General features: G+C 61.2%; 1 pseudogene. It reads left to right on the plus strand.

Features of this window, described 5'->3' with window-relative positions:
* Positions 1 to 1,496, plus strand: a pseudogene (locus EN991_RS35825) (hypothetical protein); the annotation flags it as partial.

Consider the following 1,496-nt stretch of genomic DNA (forward strand, 5'->3'; position numbering starts at 1 on the left):
AAACAATGCCCGCACCACCACCACCGCCGAAATTGGCGCCAGGATTGCCACCGTTTCCGCCAGCAACGGTGGCAATCCTGGCGCCAATTTCGGCGGTGGTGGTGGTGCGGGCATTGTTTTGAACGCCGGCGGCGACTTGACCAACCATGGCGATGTCCTCGGTGGCACGGGCGGGGCTTTAGCCACCGGCGGAACAGCCATTGTGATGGGAGATTCTGGCAGCATCGTCAACGACGGTCGCATTACCGGTGGCCGCGCCGGGGTTTCTGCATCCGCCGGTGCAGCGATCGACCTCAGAAATGGTGGGACGGTTTTTAACAGCGGAGTGATCATTGGCGGCGAGGGCAACGGTGGCCATGCCGGCGGCTCTAACGGCCCTGCTGGCGGAACCGGCAGTGGCGGCGCCCCCGGCTATATTCCCCTGACGCCCAGCAATGGAAACGGTGGTACCGGCATCGTTGGGGCCAATTTGGCGGTGCTTAACGTTGGGGAGATTACTGGGGGAGATTCTTTCTTTGGCCGGGCTAACGCCATCACCTTCACCGGCGGCGTCAACACGCTTTCCCTGCGAAACGGCTCGATTATCACCGGCAATGTCGTGGTGGAGAGTGGCGCGACCGGCTCATTGATGCTCGGGGACTATGACACGCTGCCTTCCACACCGGCCTTCAATGTCTCGAAGCTCGTGAATACGGCCACGGTAGGCGCGAGTGACGAGTTCGTCGGCTTCACGAGCTTTAACAAGGCCGGGACGAATACCGTTACCCTGACCGGCACGGGTGCGCAGGACTGGACCATCGATCAAGGCACCTTGGTCGGCGACACCAACAGCTTCGGCGGCAATCTCACCTTCTCAGGCGTGAACACCGGCGCCGTCGTCTTCGACCAGGCGAGCGACGGTACCTATGCCGGGACCATTACCGGCCCCGGCCATTTCGGCAAGGCCGGCGCCGGTACGCTGACGCTGTCAGGCGACGCTTCCGACCTCGCGGGCAACCTGGGCGTCATGGGGGGCACGCTCGACATCGACACACAGCTCACCTCTTTTACCGGGATCATTGCTACTGACGGAACTGATCCGGACGAGTGGGCAACCGCAAGAGTTTCAGGGTCGGCCACCTGGACTGCCGACGTCCTTAGGGTCGGGGATTCCAATGGGGATTCCAAAGGGAAAGGGAGCTTGATCGTCGAGAATGGCGGTCAGGTTTTCAACGATTCGGGAGTTGTGGCGTATGGCGCGGGCAGCACTGGCTCCGCGGTGATTTCCGGAAATGATTCGGGTTGGACGCTCGTTGATGCCATCGCAGTTGGTCTCTTTGGCAATGGATCGCTCAGCATTGAAAATGGCGGACAGGTTTCCAGCGGCAACAACGCCATTGTTGGTTGGGATGCTCAAGCCACCGGAATTGTGAATATTACGGGCCCCGGGTCGGTTTGGACAGGCGACTCCATCATTGCCGTTGGCGTCTTGGGCAAGGGCACGCTGACTCTGTCGG

This window comes from Mesorhizobium sp. M7A.F.Ca.US.005.03.2.1, from assembly GCF_003997795.1.
Lineage (GTDB): Bacteria > Pseudomonadota > Alphaproteobacteria > Rhizobiales > Rhizobiaceae > Mesorhizobium > Mesorhizobium ciceri.